Source organism: Providencia sp. (assembly GCF_003533305.1).
Classification (GTDB): Bacteria; Pseudomonadota; Gammaproteobacteria; order Enterobacterales; family Enterobacteriaceae; genus Providencia.
In genome coordinates, this window is record NZ_DOEH01000001.1 from 90,465 (window position 1) to 107,610 (window position 17,146).

Annotated in this window: 12 protein-coding genes; 2 read left to right on the forward strand and 10 right to left on the reverse strand. The window is 37.7% G+C overall.

Going from position 1 to position 17,146, the window contains the following annotated elements; translation table 11 throughout:
* Positions 1 to 84: 84 nt before the first annotated feature.
* The 9 genes from DD649_RS00380 to gndA form a co-directional block, all read right to left on the reverse strand.
* Positions 85 to 2,208: a metallophosphoesterase gene (locus tag DD649_RS00380; RefSeq protein WP_336428543.1), complete on the reverse strand. Its 2,124-nt coding sequence runs from the start codon at positions 2,206 to 2,208 to the stop codon at positions 85 to 87.
* Between the two features lie 31 nt (positions 2,209 to 2,239).
* Positions 2,240 to 2,947 (reverse strand): oligogalacturonate-specific porin KdgM family protein, encoded by a 708-nt coding sequence (locus DD649_RS00385; protein WP_336428545.1) that lies wholly within the window; start codon positions 2,945 to 2,947, stop codon positions 2,240 to 2,242.
* A gap of 228 nt (positions 2,948 to 3,175) precedes the next feature.
* Complete coding sequence (locus tag DD649_RS00390; protein WP_294101253.1) at positions 3,176 to 4,732, reverse strand: HPr family phosphocarrier protein; 1,557 nt, start codon at positions 4,730 to 4,732, stop codon at positions 3,176 to 3,178.
* Positions 4,733 to 4,750: 18 nt separating this feature from the next.
* Positions 4,751 to 7,336: a glycoside hydrolase family 38 C-terminal domain-containing protein gene (locus tag DD649_RS00395; protein WP_294101255.1), complete on the reverse strand. Its 2,586-nt coding sequence runs from the start codon at positions 7,334 to 7,336 to the stop codon at positions 4,751 to 4,753.
* Positions 7,337 to 7,432: 96 nt separating this feature from the next.
* Entirely contained in the window at positions 7,433 to 8,548 is a 1,116-nt protein-coding gene (locus DD649_RS00400) for a PTS fructose transporter subunit IIC (protein ID WP_294101257.1), read from the reverse strand.
* Positions 8,535 to 8,855: a PTS fructose transporter subunit IIB gene (locus tag DD649_RS00405; protein ID WP_294101260.1), complete on the reverse strand. Its 321-nt coding sequence runs from the start codon at positions 8,853 to 8,855 to the stop codon at positions 8,535 to 8,537. Before DD649_RS00405 ends, DD649_RS00400 begins: the two co-directional genes overlap by 14 nt.
* 18 nt (positions 8,856 to 8,873) lie before the next feature.
* Positions 8,874 to 9,323, reverse strand: coding sequence for a hypothetical protein (locus tag DD649_RS00410; protein ID WP_294101262.1), 450 nt, complete (start codon positions 9,321 to 9,323; stop codon positions 8,874 to 8,876).
* A gap of 499 nt (positions 9,324 to 9,822) precedes the next feature.
* A complete protein-coding gene (locus DD649_RS00415) occupies positions 9,823 to 11,010 on the reverse strand; it encodes a multidrug effflux MFS transporter (protein WP_294101264.1) in 1,188 nt (395 codons plus the stop codon).
* A gap of 268 nt (positions 11,011 to 11,278) precedes the next feature.
* Complete coding sequence (gene gndA / locus DD649_RS00420) at positions 11,279 to 12,685, reverse strand: NADP-dependent phosphogluconate dehydrogenase (RefSeq protein WP_294101266.1); 1,407 nt, start codon at positions 12,683 to 12,685, stop codon at positions 11,279 to 11,281.
* Between the two features lie 274 nt (positions 12,686 to 12,959).
* On the opposite strand from gndA, the gene DD649_RS00425 reads away from it, so the two are divergent.
* Both DD649_RS00425 and DD649_RS00430 read left to right on the forward strand, forming a co-directional pair.
* Complete coding sequence (locus DD649_RS00425) at positions 12,960 to 14,543, forward strand: TerC family protein (protein ID WP_294101269.1); 1,584 nt, start codon at positions 12,960 to 12,962, stop codon at positions 14,541 to 14,543.
* Positions 14,544 to 14,717: 174 nt separating this feature from the next.
* Positions 14,718 to 15,068: a hypothetical protein gene (locus DD649_RS00430; protein WP_294101271.1), complete on the forward strand. Its 351-nt coding sequence runs from the start codon at positions 14,718 to 14,720 to the stop codon at positions 15,066 to 15,068.
* Positions 15,069 to 15,242: 174 nt separating this feature from the next.
* Here DD649_RS00430 and asmA read toward each other — a convergent pair whose 3' ends face one another.
* On the reverse strand, positions 15,243 to 17,087 hold the full coding sequence (gene asmA, locus DD649_RS00435; RefSeq protein ID WP_294101273.1) for an outer membrane assembly protein AsmA: 1,845 nt from the start codon (positions 17,085 to 17,087) through the stop codon (positions 15,243 to 15,245).
* Between the last annotated feature and the right edge of the window lie 59 nt (positions 17,088 to 17,146).

A 17,146-nucleotide genomic window follows, 5' to 3' on the forward strand; every position in this document is an offset into this window, starting at 1 on the left:
AAAATCATCGGCTACGTATTGCAACCGATGATTTAATTACATATTTAATTTTACTTATCAATGCGTTAAGCTATTTATTTTTAATCACTTCTTAACTTTACCCAAATTAAGCGGCGTGATCTCACCAGTTTCAACATTGATATAAAAATCACGGCTAGGATTACCTTGCAAATATTTATCTATTACAGTGAAAATACTACCAAAACGTAATTTAAAAATATTTTCAAACGTACTATCTGCATTAATCTTATTCGTTGAGCTCGGTAATGACGCTAATAATGTTCCCGTCAGTAACTGATACTGGTTCAATCGCTCCGCAGGAATATCCTGCAACGCCAACTCATCGGCATTACGTAACCGGTAAAAATCAACTGCAAGGTCGAACCCATTCCATTTCGCAAAATCATTTAATTTAAAACCGGCTTTATTAGCAACTAATGCCGCTTTTTGGCTAGCCTTTTTCCATGCATCTGCATTTTTATTTAAATAAACCTGCGTGATATCGATGTTCTCAGGGTTCACACCTTTAGCACATATTTCATGATTTTGACTTAACGGTGCCGTTAATACTTCATTATAAGCACTTTGGCTTTCTAACTGGCTGAGTATCAACATCTCTTCGCCATTCATACTAAATAACATTTGGCGAATTTCACATGGCCACTCTTCTGGCAGAAAACGTAAACGTGTTAATTCCGTAATATGCCAGTTAGTAAAATCATAATAATTATCTGCTTTAAGAATATCGCTATTCCAAAGATGTGGAGAATTGGTTTGTTTTAAATGATCCCACTCTTGTTGATAGTGCTCGAATAATTCATCAAAACGCGGCACATTATCAATAATTACAGTTTGCACATCGATTTCATTGGCATTTTTAAAATTCAGAATCTTATATGCCGGAACATACGCTGCCATTGATGGAGCTTGGATATTAAACAATAAGCTACCATCGGGATATTTGCGCACACCAGTATCATTAAAATGCATGTGACCGCCAACATGCACACCAATACCGGTTTTAGCCATTGCATGACTGGTATCTTCTTTTGGCGCTCTTTCTAATTGGAATTTACCTTTACCAAAAATAGTTTCAAGGTCATCCGCAGCACCATTATCAAACTCCACCATTGGGAAATGGCTAAATGTAATCAACGTTTTATTTTGCTCTTTTGCACGTTTTGCAACTGAAGTCATCCACTCTACAGTTTGCTGTTTATGCGTTAGCATTTTGTTGTAGCCCGCGTTTCCTGAACCTGCAAAATTCTTGGCAGCCTTTGGGTTATTAATATCTGCTTTTTCAGAAGGCACATACACATTTGCATCAACAGCCATCAACCAAAGACCGGGAACAGGTTCAACAAGATAGCTGCTATCAGCGACATTAAAGCAAGGACCATAACCTGCTTGCTTATATTCACCACCAGTTCCTTGTGTACAAATTTCATACTGTCTTTGGCTAAAATCACTGGCTTTTACAGCAGCGTCATAACTATAACCTTTTGAGCCATAATCAGAATAAGGAGTTTCCCAATAGATATCGGCTGGCAATGGATTGATGCCAAAAGATTTCATGGCATCCATTACATTACCATAGCCACTGTAAACCATTTCTTCGCTACAGATAGTTGGTAATTCAGCACCTGTATCAATAACTGCTGTTTTACCTTGATACCCCGTACACTCGCTAGCACCTAAACTAAAGATACGCTGAGTTTTCCCCTCTACACCCAAAAAGTCCTCTTTTCCTGCGGGCATATCAAATGGACGGTTAGGATCATGATTCCCTGGCGTAGCAAAAAAGCGCATGCCATATTTTTGTTCGTACTCTTGTAAAACTTTAACTAAACCACGTAAATGAATTGGCTGACCATCATCCGTAAAATCCCCCGGTAATGCGATCAACTTTATTCCTTTGCTGCCGGCATCTTCAAGGGCGGCACGTAGTGCAAAATAGTTTTCGTTAAATAAACGGGTCGATGTCAACTGCGCGTACATCGACCGAATAACCGCATTCTGACCGCTTTTACTATTTTTCAAACCATCAAACGAACCATCAGAAAATTGCCCATAAACATCATGAAAATGAATATCAGGCATAAATGCAACGGTATAATTATAGGCTTTATTATCGGTGGTCGTTGCAATCGCCATATTTCCTGTCGAAATTAATGCAAGGGCAAGACCGTATTTAATTTTATTGTTCATGTTTATTCCCTTTTATAGTGACCTATTTCTATCAGAAATTATATGCAATGCCAACGCGATAACGCATTTGCCATGCATCGCGATAGGTTTTTCCATCTTTCACATAAGAACCATCATCATAAGAGACATAACCTAACTCGAAGTAAGGCACCCATGTTTTATTACCAATCCACGAAACATTTAAGTTATGTGCGTAATCTTTTTCTTTACCTTTATAGGCAGGGTAATCTGTATCGAATTTATATTCAAAATCATAACTCAAAGAAACATCTTGTATTTTATAACCTAAATAAAAATTACTTTGCCAATAATGTTGATTATCCTTTGCAGGTTTATTTGAATTATCAAAATGTCTAACACCGTAACGTAAACGTGTTCCAACATTAAAATCATCCGTCAGGTTATAGGCTGCTTTAACACTAAATTTATATGCAGTATCTTTTTCCCCAGAATCTAAAGCAAAAGAAGGTGTTAATACAAAATCTTTAGTTACTTTATATTTATAACCCGCTTCAACCTCATTACCTTTTGAAGATAAATTTTCCATAAAGCCGCCATCTTTACTTCTCCATTTACCTTCAAGGCTAAAATAAGTGCCATTTTGTAAACTATGCCCAATTTTAATTCTATCTTCGTGGCGATGTTCATCACCTAACCATTCATGACGATAATCTACATATGTTGCATTAGCAGCAGAACAAAAAATAAGTGTAGAGATAGCTAAAGTAAAATGTTTCATTAATTTTTCCTATATTTATGTGTGTTGTTATATTTAATTTTCATTTATGTGTTTTAATTATTACTCGTTAGTTAGGACAGCCTCCATTCAATTGTTTTCATTTAAATAAGAATAACCAGTGCAATTTTAAGCAAAGTTATTCCTATCCTTTAAATTTAAAGAATTTACATTACGGACTAATATTGTTAATTTTCTAAATCAAACAATAATATTTAATTTAAATGTTTTTTATAATCCTAATTCATATTTTAATAGTTCAACGATTGCATTAGGATTCTTTGCACTCATTATTTTTTCACGAAAAGATTCATGCATTAACTTACGAGCAAGAACCGAAAAAATTCGCATATGTTGATTTTCTTCATTCTCATTAATAGTTAACATAATAATTAATCTAACATCAACATTATCCCCCCAAGATAAATCCTTTAATAACCGCATAACGGAAATACTGCTGTGCTTAACAGCAAGTGATTTACAATGTGGGATCGCAATAGAAAAACCTAACGCCGTACTGAAAACCTCTTCACGTTGCCAAATAGCGTGTTCAACATCTGTACCTAAATCTGTACGATGATTTACCTCTAAATTATCCGTTAGTAATTTGATAGCCTCATCTTTACTCGCCACTGTACTATCTAACAAAACTAATTCAGAAGTTAATACCGGATAATTAGAATCAACGTGTTTATTTGATAATGTTAAACGTGCTAATTTCGCTTTTTCCAGTGTTAACCAATCTTCTGCATACTTGTCTGGTTCAATAATTAACGCATTGAAACGGGTATCTAACAACAAAGTTTGGTTATTTTTAATTTGGTCAATAACCGCAGTACTTGCAGATAACAGTGGAATTGAATAAGTACGCGCTAAAATTACCGTATGCGATGTTTCTGCACCTTCCTCCATCACAATACCTTGTAAATTAGTATTATTGCCTTTTAAAGTCAGTAATTGTCCTGGGGTTAATAATCCTTGGCACACAACAATCGTATCGTTATCTAATTCTGGTAACTGTAATATCGGCGCTACACTAAGATGAATCGCGATCCGCAGCCCTAAATCTTTAATATCTAACTCGCGTTGGCGCAAATATTCATTACTGCTTTCACGAAATGGTAAACTTAACTCATCAATGGCCATCGCTAATGCAGACATTGAATTACGAGCCTGATCTTGCTCAAGTAAACAAGCCTCAACATCTTCATCATCAAGCAATTGGCTTTGCGCTTCGAGTATATTGGCAACTTCACCCGCAACCTTCTGAATATCTTGACGTAATTGTTCTCTCGCCAACAGTAATGCTTTTTTCAGTTCTTCATACTGTTGAATGCGTGAACTTTCAGGCTGCTCTTGCCCTAAACTGCGCAGCTCAGGTACCTTTATCAGTCGTGATTGCCCTTTTGCCAGCCCTTGACTAACGCCATTCCCGCGTACTATTTTAGATATTGATCGGCTAAGAAAAATAGGCAATATTTGTTGCTCTGTTCTTGCCTCTTGAGCCAGAGGCACATCACAGTGAAGAAACTCTTGCTCAATAAAGACTTTTAGCCTTTCATAAGCCATATTTTCATCACGTCCTTCAATTTGAAAATAACATTCATCACCAAGCGCAACATCTGTACCCACTAACGCCAAAACGCTTTTAGCATTTCCTTGGCGCGCTTTGGTTTTATTAAACAGCGTTATTTCAGATTGAAAACTCACTGTTTTTTGCTCCAATGCGCTGGCAGGCCTTGCATGAATACCATTCGGTAGCTGGCAACAAAAAGAAAGTGTTTGCATAAATGATACCTTTAATTATTAACTCATTAGCCATGACACAGGGGCACAAGGTGCTGCTTTACCTGCGTTGACGCATTCCGTTTCAGCCAAAGTCACTTGCTGAATTTTAATGTCAGATTTAGGCGGCTCATATAACAACGGTTCGATACTTGGATTCCAACCGCGTAATACTAGTGCATCTACATTTTGGGCTTTTTTAAGCGTACTAAAATGTAAGCCACAGTCCCAAGTTAAAAGGCTATAACTTTCAGGAAAAACAAGGTCATGTGGATTCATTTTAAATTGCGACCAACCTGAATCTAAATAGCCAAATGCAGGCGTGCGCCAATGTTCAACATCTCGCCAGAAATCAGGATGCTGGCCTTGATGCATTGGTAATACCGCAAAATGAAAATGATGAATGCCAAATATTTGTGAATCAGGAGATGGCAAGACCATGCCAGAAGCACGACCAGGCCGCCAAGTCAGGTTAGCCTGCCCTAACCAACCAACGCTACGCAATAACGTCAATGCAATCATATCTTGGCGAGATTCAGGGATTTGATACTCTCTCAAACCTTCCGTCACAAGACATATGCCATGATTATCATTATGTTGCATAACAAGACTTTGCATTGGCCAAAGAGATGTCGGTGCCTCTGTCCAGTTTTCTTCTTGCCAATACGCTAAGCTTGTTGGCTGATTTTCTCGTTTAATTAAGCCAAATGGTTGATCTGCAAAATGAAATGCTTGCTGAATCTCTGTCGGTATCTCAATTTGTAAACGATGGTCTTGAATTGTATTGTTGACTGTAATTTCAATATCTAACCAAGGTTTATCGTGAGGTAACGAAATTTTCATTGAGATATCTAAATACGCATTGAGCTGGTGCTGCTGACGAGCTTTCGCATCGAGCGGGGCCGGGATATGCCAGTCCAAAATAAAAGCATCAATTAATGGCGCTCGAATACACTCAAATTGTTGTAGGTGTCCATCGCTACTCACCAGCCAATCATCTACAGGTGGAGAATAATTGTAGTTATCTCCGGCATCCCCACCATCAACTAAACGCAAAATATTTGAATAATGCTGTTGATTTCGTTTATCAATTAGTCTCAATTGACCATCATTTATTTCAATTTTTAACCATTGATTTTCAAGTGTATTCTCATTTTTTATCTGTAGCGGAAGTTCAAAGTTAGCCGGCTCACCTTCATGAAGATAAAATGTACGGTAACCACAAGATGGCAAATCAGTCGCTTCAAGCAATACGTCACACTTGCGATACCATGTTGTGGTTGTACTATTTGCTAACTCTTGAACAATCAAAGACATATCTTGAGGCTGTTCTTTAATTAGCTGCCAACGACAAGTTTTACCTTGGTCATCTTTAATGCAAAAATCAGCTTCTGGCGTATATAGCGTGATACTGATTTGCGCATCACGTTGATGAGGTAGTGAATTAAAGACAATAATTTTTTTGCCTTTTTGAGTTGCCTCTATCCCTCCCGCTAACATTTTCATGTTGAGAGAGAGTAGTTGATTTGCACTTTCTAACCCATTGGTTAGTCGTGCTTTAACCATACTATTGACCCTATCAGAATTACATCCACCAATACTGTCATGAGCATGAGACTGCATGGCATCACGCCAAATATTTTCCACCGCACTTTGTGGATAAGGTAGACCTAACCGCCAATTAATCGAAAGTAATGGCTCAAGTTGCTGACTCACAAATTGCTCTAATTTGACATTGAGTAACTTAATATCCATACGCGTAGAAAAAATGCCCCGATGAACACGCATATATTTCGGACTCAATAACTCACCACTAAATTCAGGTAATTGTTGGCCACTTTCCTGTAATGCGGTGAAAAAATCACTAAAACTACTTTTAACAAAATGATAATCCTTTTGCTGCTCATTCAATTTATTGAGCATTGCAGGCACAGCATATTCAAAAGGAGATTGATCATTTCCATTCGGCAATAAAATTTGTTCTGAATGTGCAAAACGCGCCTGTTTTTCTAAAATTGCAGGCAATACTGTTGAGGCTTTTTCCGTATTATCAGGCAACCACTTAGCGCAGCCATATCCCCACGGAAGCACCGCCGTTGTTACCGAATCCCCTGAATCTGCACGCCAAATAAACTCACTACTCGCAACGTCACGTTCACACCAGCCACGCCAAATCACTGCATATTTAATATCGAACTGTTGTAAAAACATTGGAAGTTGCGCACTTTGCCCAAATGAATCAGGGACATAGCCCACAGGCATATAACTACCCCAAGTTTCACAATCTGCTTTACCTAATAATAAATTTCTTGCAATAGACTCCGCACCCACTACCAAAAAGTCCGTTTGTGTATACCAAGGACCAATTAAAATTCGACCTTGTTTTATTAATTGCTTTAAACGGTCACATTGCTTGGGGGCAACTTTTAAATAATCCTCCAATACCACAGTTTGTCCATCTAGAATAAATGGTCCAAGAGTTGTATCTTGCTCTAAGCGATCCATTAAATCATTCATAAAATAATAAAGAATAATTTTGGAATCATTTTCGGTAAAATACCATTCTCTATCCCAGTGTGTATGTTGAATTAAATGTACGGTTTTCATTATATAACCTTTAAATAATCTATTTTCAGAATGAACGAGTCCGTGGCGTTATAAACGCTGATTAAAACTTATTTAAGTTAATAAATAGAAATACGATTAGCGTCCTACTTTAAATTTAGGCGCAGCTTCTACTCCTTTAGCGTTAATAGGTTCATTCCCACGAAAAATTAATAATGAGCCAATCGTAATAATGGCTGAGCCCACCGCTACGGATAAAATATAAATTGGCCATTTATCTACTGCTAACCAACCATAAAAGCCGGAAATTGGGGCATGGTTCATTGCGCCAAGTCCAACAGCCATTGCGGCTCCAGTCGCAGCACCAATAATATTAATAATAATGATCCTAGGATTTGCTAACGCAAATGGAATCGCCCCCTCAGAAACACCAATCAAACCCATTAGTGTAGAGGCTTTACCCGCTTCACGTAAGGATTCAGGAAAACGTTTTGCCCATATTAGTGTTGCTAACCCAATACCAATCGGTGGGATAATAATTGCAACTTGTGCCGCTGTATTTGGTTCATAAATTTCAGATGCCAAAAGCGCCATTGCAGTTGTAACCGCCGCTTTATTTACCGGGCCACCAAGATCAAAACCAACCATCGCACCAATAACCGCAGCCAAAATAACTTTATTCGAACCAGACATGGATAATAACCAATTTTCCATTCCATGATTAAGAGCCGCTAGAGGTGCGCCTATTACAAAAGCCATCACAATACAGGTTAATAATGTTCCACCCACTGGTAAAATGAATATTGGGCCGGCGGAAGCTAGTGATTTTGGTAACTTAGTATATTTCGCTAAAAAGCGAACTATGTACCCTGCAATAAAACCTGCGGCAAGTGCACCAAGAAAACCTGTGCCTAAATTACTCGCCAATAATCCACCGACCATGCCAGGCGCTAAGCCGGGCTTATTGGCTATTGCAAAACTAATATAGCCCGCAACAATCGGCAACATCAAAGACAGTGCTAATCCGCCAAAACCATCAAATTTATGCAACATTTGAATAATATAGTTTGTTGCCTCCGCATGGCTTGAATCCCAAATATTATCAATGCCATACATTGAAGCACCAATACGAGAGATCCCCATAATGACAGCGCCAGCAATCACAAATGGCAGCATCCATGATACTCCTGTCATGATGGCATTTTTGATCTCAGTTCCCACGCCCGGCTGCGAGCCGCCTTTAAACTTCACCATCACTCATCTCCTGCTCTAACGCATCAAAAATTGCCTCACCAAATTTGATAGGGTCGGCAACACTGCACTCAAGTTTGATCATGCCATCAAAACGCTCTCTATTAATAATGGCGACATCCGCTGCAAGGATAACCGCATCTGCGCGAGCCAAATCGTCACTGGTGATTTCATTTTCAACGCCCATACTTCCTTGAGTTTCAACTTTAATCTCATGCCCACGCTTTTTCCCTGTGATATCAAGAGACTCCGCAGCCATATAAGTATGAGCGACACCGGTGGGACATGCTGCGACACAAACTATAAACATAACAACTCCTTAAAAAATTTAATTCAGAGAATAAAAAAAGCACAATGGCGAAAACGCGCATTGTGCTTTTAAAGGTATTAACCCTGATTGACGAATATCACCAGGTGCACCACTTGTATGACGACAGGTCATTAATTGACGTAAACTTGAAGCCAGAAATAGAAATAATAACTCGTAAATTTTACGGGTATGCAAAGAAATAGATGGCTTATTACGACCTTTATTTTCGATTTTTTCAGGTGAACTAGAACAAATAGAAACATAAAGTTTTTGTGCGCTATGCCATAATTGAGACCAATTAACCGAAATATCACTATCGGATTGTTGGTGAGTATCCGTCTCATCTTTTTCTAAAGAAGTAATAGGGACAAACCAACAAATTTTGCTCAAAAAAGCCCTGCTTTTACTATCTAAAGATAGCAAAAATATAAAACTGGCTTTTAAAAATGGAGCAAAATGTTTGAGCATAGACCCCTCCTAAAGATTAACCGCATTCTAGTATTAAATAATAAACAATTACTGTGATTCCACGCTCACTTATTAAAGTTAGCATTAAAAAAAACAAAAAAATATTTTCATTAAAAATTAAACCGCTAAAAATTAAAATATTACCTTAAATACCCATGCTTATTTTAAATATTTTTTTAATTTTAAAATAAATATACAAAAATCAAGAAAAGCATAATATAGGGCTAATTTAACAATTAAAAACAACATTAATCCAGCTTAATTAGATTATTCTAATATAAGTTTTATAATCGCTATTTTATATGAAATGAAGCTTTTAATTATATAGAAATACATTAATTTTATTGAAACAGAAATACAGTATTCACTTAAATTTGGATTATATCGTTATTTTTCTCTAAATGTTAAATTATATATTCTCCCTTTCATTGTATATTCCACCAATAAAAGGGAGAGAAAAGTTGGCCTATAGCCAATGATCTAAATTACTGAAATAAATTTATTTCTGCACTGTAACCGCCAATCCTAAGCTCGTTTTTCGTGCAATTAATCCAAATATACAACCCATTAACATAACTAACGCTAAAGATAATTTAGGGGAAATAGGCAACGAAATAGCAAGAAGCCCCAATGTGGCACCACCCGCCATTTGAACAAAGCCGACCAATGCCGACGCGGTTCCTGCTTCATTACCAAAAGGCTCTAATGCGTAGCTAGTTGCCGTTCCCATCATGAATGCCAATCCACTGCAAGCACAAATAACGGGAAGCATATAAACAAGCCAATGATTTTGCACATCGATAGGCAGCAGCATAAAACCTAACAATAATCCTAAACTTCCCAAAGCCATCATCGAACTACCGATTAATAAACAGGTTGGTCGTCCTATCTTATGAATAAAGTAGTTAGCAATATAGCTGACAAACATGATCCAAAATCCATTAATCCCAAAAACAATAGAAAAAGCTAACGGGCTTAATTTTGCATCCCCCATTAAAACGCTTGGAGCGAGAGAAACATACGTTAATGCCATACCCATAGTTCCAGCATTTACTAATGCAAAAATCAGAAAATGATGGCTAGATATAATGCGAATATAATTTTTAAGTTGGATTTTCTTCACACTTTGCAAGCTAGCGGGTCGTGTTTCAGGTAAAAATCGAATAACTAAAATTAAAATCAAAATAGCATACAGAGCAAGGAACCAAAATGGTGCCCGCCAACCCCAAGCTTCAGCGAGTAACCCACCAAGCAATGGCGCTAAAGCCGGAACAATATTTAATGTGCCATTCAAAAAACCAAATGCTCGTGCCGCTGCTGTGCCATTCATGCGGTCACGGACACAACTGAAAGCCACCACAGAAGTACAACAAACCGCAATCCCTTGTAATAAACGTGAAACGATAAATATCGTTGAAGTTGTTGCTGATATAGCAACCAAAGCACCAATAATATAAATAATAATTCCCGCTATCGCGACAGGTTTACGCCCATATCGGTCAACCAACGGTCCTGAAACTAATTGCCCAACCCCAAGTACTAATATAAACAAAGCAATAGTCGATTGAATTACCGACTCACTACTCCCTAAATCCTTTGCAATATCGGGTATGGTCGGTAAATATAAATCAATCCCTAGTGGGCCGAGTAAAACTAAAAGGAGTAACAAAACCAAAAATTTACGCATATAAACAGTTCTAAAGTTGTGAATCTCTTGGATTAATGCTCAATATATTTATGTCATATTGAGAATAGCCATGATGGCGATAAGAATAATAAATAGCGGATAATAAATAAGGATGCTATCAGGGTACTGGTCTAATACTCTAATTCAATTATATGCAAAAAAGCCTAACGTGAAGTGACTTATTTAAGAGTAACTAAACTTGAATAGCAAATAGGCGCTAATAAATAGCGCCTATTGACTGACGTCATAACTTACAAGCTATAATAGATTATTCCATCCACTCGGTATGGAAAACACCTTCTTTATCAGTACGTTTATAAGTATGAGCACCAAAATAGTCACGCTGAGCTTGGATCAAGTTTGCAGGCAATACTGCTGAACGGTAGCTATCATAATAGGAGATAGCCGCTGAGAATGTCGGCGTTGGAATACCATTTTGAATGCCGTAACAAACAACATCACGTAGAGCTTGTTGATATTCATCAGCAATTTGTTTGAAGTAAGGTGCTAACAGTAGATTGGCAATTTTGCCATTATCATTGTATGCATCTGTGATTTTTTGTAGGAATTGAGCACGGATAATACAACCTGCACGGAAGATTTTAGCAATTTCACCGTAGTTCAGATCCCAATTATATTCATCTGAAGCTGCTTTTAATTGCTGGAAACCCTGAGCATAAGAAACGATTTTACCTAAGTACAATGCACGACGTACTTTTTCGATAAATTCTTTTTTATCGCCTTCAACCGCTTTTAATACTGGTCCGGTTAATACTTTAGATGCAGCAACACGTTGGTCTTTCAAGAAAGAAATATAACGAGCAAACACAGATTCAGTAATTAGGGTAACAGGAATACCTAAATCAAGAGAACTTTGGCTAGTCCACTTACCGGTACCTTTATTTGCCGCTTCATCTAAGATAACGTCAACAAGGTAAATACCATCTTCATCTTTTTTCTTGAAGATATCAGCGGTAATTTCAATAAGATAGCTACTTAATTCTCCATTATTCCATTCAGAAAAAGTCGTTGCTAGCTCTTCATTGTTTAATTTTAAAGCGCCTTTTAGCAGTGAATACGCTTCTGCAATTAATTGCATATCGCCATATTCAATACCGTTGTGAACCATTTTCACATAATGACCAGCACCATCTGGACCCATATAAGCGACACAAGGCTCGCCTTCTGCTTTAGCGGCAATTTGTTTTAAAATTGGGGCAACAAGCTCATAAGCTTCTTTTTGGCCACCAGGCATAATTGAAGGGCCTTTCAATGCACCTTCTTCACCACCTGAAACACCAGTACCGATGAAGTTAAAACCTTGCGCTGATAGCTCACGATTACGACGAATGGTATCTTTATATAAAGTATTACCACCATCAATTAAGATGTCACCTTTGTCCAAATGAGGCGTTAGCGCAGCAATTGTTTTATCCGTCGCTTCGCCAGCTTTAACCATCAACAAGATGCGGCGTGGTTTTTCCAGAGAGTCAACAAACTCTTCGATAGTATAGTTGGGAACTAATTTTTTCCCTGGATTTTCGGCAATAACTTCATCTGTTTTATCTTTAGAACGATTAAAGATAGAAACAGAGTAACCGCGGCTTTCAATATTCAGCGCTAGGTTGCGCCCCATGACAGCCATTCCGACAACACCAATCTGCTGCTTTGACATGAAAAACTCCCGTCTGATTTGGATCAAGTCAGCCTCTATTGTGCTGACATTCTGTTAACCTGATCACATGTTAACTCAGGATTGTGCTCCTTGGTAGTGATTGATGCACTGTTATTGAGTCAATAATAACTATTGCTGCTATTGATAAGCTCTAACTAATAATTTTTTTCCAGAATCATCCAACTTAGATGAATTTGTATTGAAATTTAATAAAACAAACCGCATTATTCACCTGTCGGCATAAGCCGTTATCATAGAAGGTAAAACAAACTGTATGGAATGGATCGCAGATCCTTCGATTTGGGCTGGTCTCGCAACCCTTATCGTTCTAGAAATCGTTCTTGGTATTGATAACCTCGTCTTCATAGCCATTTTGGCAGATAAACTCCCGCCAAAGCTACGTGACAGAGCCCGTGTAACTGGATTAATGCTTGCGCTAGTAATGCGAGTGGTTCTCCTGTTTAGCCTGTCATGGTTAATAACGCTAACCAAGCCTATAGTTACCCTATTCGAGCACCCTTTTAGCGCCCGCGATCTCATTATGTTAATCGGGGGATTATTCCTATTGTTTAAAGCCACAATGGAACTAAATGAACGGCTCGAGGGTAAAGACGAACACGCGAGTGCCCAACGAAAAACATCGAATTTCTGGGCGGTGGTTGCACAAATCATCGTCCTTGATGCCGTATTCTCCCTAGATTCTGTGATAACTGCCGTCGGTATGGTTGACCATATTGGTGTCATGATCGCCGCCGTAACCATTGCTATGGCACTGATGATCTGGGCAAGTAAACCGTTGACGAGTTTTGTTAATCAGCACCCAACTATCGTTATTCTCTGTCTCAGCTTCTTGCTGATGATTGGTTTTAGCTTAGTGGCAGAAGGATTTGGCTACGCTATTCCGAAAGGCTATCTATACGCTGCGATTGGTTTCTCTATCATGATTGAGATGCTAAATCAGTTCGCACAGTTTAACCGTCGTAAGTTTCTTAAAGGTGCTCGCCCACTGCGTGAGCGTACCGCCGAAGCGGTTTTACGTATATTAAGTGGTAAGCATGAAAGAGCTGACCTTGACCCTCATACCTCTAATTTAATCGCGGATAACCAATCTGTTTTTGATCCACAAGAACGTTTGATGATTGCCCGTGTATTAGGTATGGCTCAGCGCAACGTCGAAAGCATTATGACCTCTCGTCATGATGTGGATTATTTAGATATCAATAAGCCATCAAGTGAATTATTACAGTTAATGGAAAAAAATCCGCACTCTCGTTTTGTCGTCGTCGATGAAACAATCAGTGATGAACCTGTTGGTATTGTTTATATTCTTGATTTAGTAAAACAACAACTAAGCGGTCAACCATTAAATTTACGCGAATTGATCACACAGCCGCTAATCTTCCCTGAAGGGCTATCACTGTTAAAAGCATTAGAACAATTCCGTAAGGCCCATACCCACTTTGCTTTTGTGGTAGATGAGTTTGGCTCTATAGAAGGTATCGTGACATTAACTGACGTGATGGAAACTATCGCCGGTAACTTGCCTGTTGGCGAAGAAGAGAATGACTCACGCCACGATATTCAAAAACTCGATGATGGCACTTGGATAGCCAATGGCTTTATGCCACTGGAAGACTTGATTATGTTTATTCCAATGGAGCTGGATGATAAACGTGAATACGAGACTATTGCAGGGCTACTAATGGAACATCTACAACGTGTTCCACAAGTTGGCGAACAAGTTACTATCAATGGCTGTATTTTCCAGCCGCTAGAAGTAAATAGCCATCGAGTCAATAAAGTATTGATCACCCCTCCTGCGCCAGTAGGAGATGGTTATGAATATGAAGATGACTAATTAGCTCTATTTTTACTGATACCGACCTATATGGTCGGTATTTTTTTGCCTAAAATCCTAATCTCATCGAGACAAAGCTCAATAAATTAATGCAGTGGCGTTTTTTAAAAGAAACAAAGTCGATTATATTAAATAATCCATACCATTCAGCAGGCTTATACACGAGAAACCATCATGAATGCTATAGATAGAAAATCATTACAAACATCATTAAACACTGACTTAACTAATATGGCTAACCAGCCATCAAGCTTTCAGAATTCAAACGTAGTAAGCTCTACTACGAATATAAAAAATCAATCAATACCATACCCTCAGATGGGTACTATAAATAAAACCAATAATGATGAAAAACTTAAAAAAATAAATGTCAATATTCAAAAAATTATCGAAGAGATTCGTCAGAATTGTCCTCAGTTGATTAAACTTGACCTAAAAAGAAACCATATATCTAATTTAAATAACCAACTGAATGAGTTAAATAATAATATTCAAAAATATATAGAGTTATATAAAAATAAATAAAAATTAATTTATATTATCAAACTTAAAAACAATAAGTCTTACCTTTAAATCAGGTAAGACTTAGTTTATTATATCATTTAATAAATTACTCATATTGCAATTTTTATTAAAATAGCGCCGTAACAGTAAAACTCCGGCCTTAACCGGAGTTTTACTGAATCATTTAATCTATTTTTATAACGCATTTAATAAATTATTCAGCCCTTGTTTTTCTTCTTTTTTAAGCCAATTACCCAATGCTTCTTTGGCCTGTGTTCGTAATTCATTACGTAACAGTTTTTCCACATCTAGCTGATATTGCAAACTATGCCAACTACCATAAATACGTAAAGGAACAGTCATGGCTTGGAGTTGCAGGACAAGGCGTGAATCACCGCCCCAACCACCCGCAATATTCACGCCTAAATTTACATCAATAGTTTCTTTAGGCACATTAACACGCCCTTGCCCACTAATGTTCACAAGCGAAGATGTAGCACGTAAAGATGATATATTCATATCGCCTTTGTTCAAACGACCTGAGACCGTGAATAAATCGACCTCAGTATAATTACCCGTATTAACCGGAGCATTAATCTTATTGGTTACCCGAGAAATAGATTGCTGAATAAGTTGTGGAATATTTAACCCAGCAAGTTTAGCATTGGTTAATTCAAAATTGAGCGGCCCTTGCCAAAGATTTTTAACTGCATAATCATCATAACCGACACCGGATAACGAGGCTTTGAGCGAAATAATACCACTAAGTTTTTCAGGCATTTTAAACGCCTGTAATAGCGGCGTTAAATTGATATTTTTGAAATCAGGTTTTGCCGATACTTGAGCAGGAATAGCGCTGTAATTTAATGTAACGGGTAAAGAAAATTGCCCACCGAACGCTTTACCTTCTAATGTTGAAATCGTAAAGCGTGGTGTTTGATTTTGTGCACTAAACTTCACATCAGTGACAGACATACCCCGATAAATAAGATTGCCCACTGTTAAATCAATATCTGCTGTAAATGACTTTAGACCCGACAAATCATATTTTTGTGCATTCGAACCCGATATAACGGGTTTCACTCCCACTCTTGCAGAATTATCTACGGCTGCTACTGGCGAGGTCGCTGATGAATGCGGCATGCCTAATAAACTATCTACATTTAAACTATCGGATGATAGCTTAATGATAATCGCAGGAATCTCCGTTAAATGAATACTAATATTACCTTTTAATTCACTTTCATTAGCCTTAATCATTAAATTATCAAGACTTGCAGTTCCTGAATCTGATTTAACATACAGAAAATCGGTTGTTATCTGCCCCGTTATACCAGCCTGAGGTAAATCAACACCACTAAATTGATAATCAAATTGGGTCAGTTGTCCACTGATTTGCTGGTTAAATTTAGACAGGTCAATGTCGGCTTGGGTATCAAAACTCAGTTCTTGTTGGTTTTTATTCAGGTTTCCACTGAATTTAACGGTCACTATCTTATCATCACTTTTTTTCAATGATAAATTGATATTACGTAGGTTATATTCATCTTTTTTAGTTTGCCAAATCACTAAGCTATTAGAGATATCTATTTTTTCGATGTCTAACAACCATTTACTTTTATCTGTCGAATCAACGTCTACATGACTACCCTCAGGCGGAACTGGAGAGTTAAGCTTAATTTGTGATTCGCTTTCAGGCGTTTTACGGATAACCGCACCATCTAAAACAATTTGTTCAACAGATAAACGATGGGAAATTAACGGCCATAATTCAACATCTAAGCGCATATTATCTGCACTAAGAATAGGTTGAGTTGCCTCTAGGGCAGTGATAGAAATAGGACCGGTGATAATACTTAATGTCGGCCAAACATGCCAACGCATATCACCTTTAAATTCAAGCTGATAACCACTTTTTTTCTCTACTTGCTCGACAAGATAATGCCTAAAATCATTCGGATTTACTAACATAACTAGCGTTGTTAAACCCGCTACCACGACCACAAGTAAAATAATTAATGTCGTTAAAAAGCGTTTCATTCATCCCTCTCCTAAACTATTATGCCTGCTTTGCCATTAAATTAGGCTCACACCATATT